Below are 1,240 nucleotides of genomic sequence, written 5' to 3'. Positions count from 1 at the left end.
ACGGGTTCCTTCCGTTGCATCACAGAAGCCTGTAGTCGACAATATCATATTGTGATAATAAATCTTTTTGTCCAGAGTGGTACTATTTTACTTTGCCATCTGGTACACTTTTCTATTGCCATAACGAGCCGCCCATCAGTGAAGAAGAAAAACCGTTTGACCTGCCTGAGGGGTGGGTGTGGGTGTCGGCTGAAGGATGTAAGCTTAAATGTTCACTATGGATTTAATGCTTCCGCAAGACCGGAGAAGAAGGACGTGAGGCTTTTAAGGATAACGGATATTCAAAACAACAGAGTTGATTGGGACGGAGTACCGGGTTGTGCGTATTCGGAAAGAGACATAAAAAGTTATCTATAGTCAAACAAATCTGGTTTTAGAAACTTAGCGGTAATCTGGCTTTTTGAAAAGTGGGGGCGAAGCATTTGCCTGCGTACAGTATAACTCCTTCAACATAGCGGAGTTGGCGCATGTACAACATTTTACGTCTCTCTCTTATATGCAGGCAAATGCTTCGCCCCTACCTGTAATGTTTTTAGAAAAATAGATTTATTTGACTATATTATCAGAAAACGATATTGTTATCGCGAGAACAGGCGGCACAATTGGGAAATCATTTCTTATCAAAGATATCCCTGTCAGGTCTTTGTTTGCTTCGTATTTGATTAGGGTTATTCCTTCAAAAAATATTTTCCCTGAGTATCTAAAGTATTTTCTTGAAAGTCCTGAATATTGGGAGCAGTTGTATGATGCGGCATGGGGCGCGGGACAGCCAAATGTTAATGGCACATCTCTTTCAAATTTGATAGTTTCTCTATCGCCACTTGCTGAACAACAAGCCATTGTTGAACGTGTGGATAAACTCATGGCCATGATTGGTGAATTAGAAAAACAAGTATCCGAACGCAAAGAACAGTCCGAAATGCTGATGCAGTCGGTTTTACGGGAGGCGTTTGCGAAAGGATGAATTATTTTGGGAATCTGCCTAAGATTCAGAAGATTCTTGATTTTAAGTGTTATATTCAGGGGACATCATACTTAATTGTCGATCTTCAATCGGGTTCAAGTTTGCAACTTGAACCCCGTGTTTTATATTGGCAATTTAACCATGAAATGCCTAGCGCGGCCTTTGGCCGCAACCAAAAAGGTGATTTTTAGTTTATTATAAAGTATAGTAGTATCCTCGTAAATAGTAATCAGACAATTTGGAGGACACTACTTATGAATAAGTTGATGGAATTAT

2 protein-coding genes are annotated in these 1,240 nt (G+C 39.9%); both read left to right on the top strand.

Features of this window, described 5'->3' with window-relative positions:
* Nucleotides 1-357, top strand: a 357-nt coding sequence (locus QZT26_RS17725; RefSeq protein ID WP_320409753.1) for a hypothetical protein, incomplete at its 5' end; no start/stop codon positions are given.
* 193 nt (nt 358-550) lie between these two features.
* Nucleotides 551-964 carry a restriction endonuclease subunit S gene (locus QZT26_RS17720; protein WP_157820779.1) on the top strand — a complete coding sequence of 138 codons (414 nt, stop codon included), beginning with the start codon at nt 551-553 and terminating at the stop codon, nt 962-964.
* Nucleotides 965-1,240 lie beyond the last annotated feature (276 nt).

It is taken from the genome of uncultured Candidatus Kuenenia sp. (genome assembly GCF_900696675.1).
Taxonomy (GTDB): Bacteria; Planctomycetota; Brocadiia; order Brocadiales; family Brocadiaceae; genus Kuenenia; species Kuenenia stuttgartiensis_A.
The sequence above is the reverse complement of the archived record's forward strand: the minus strand, read 5'-3'. Positions and strand labels throughout refer to the sequence as shown.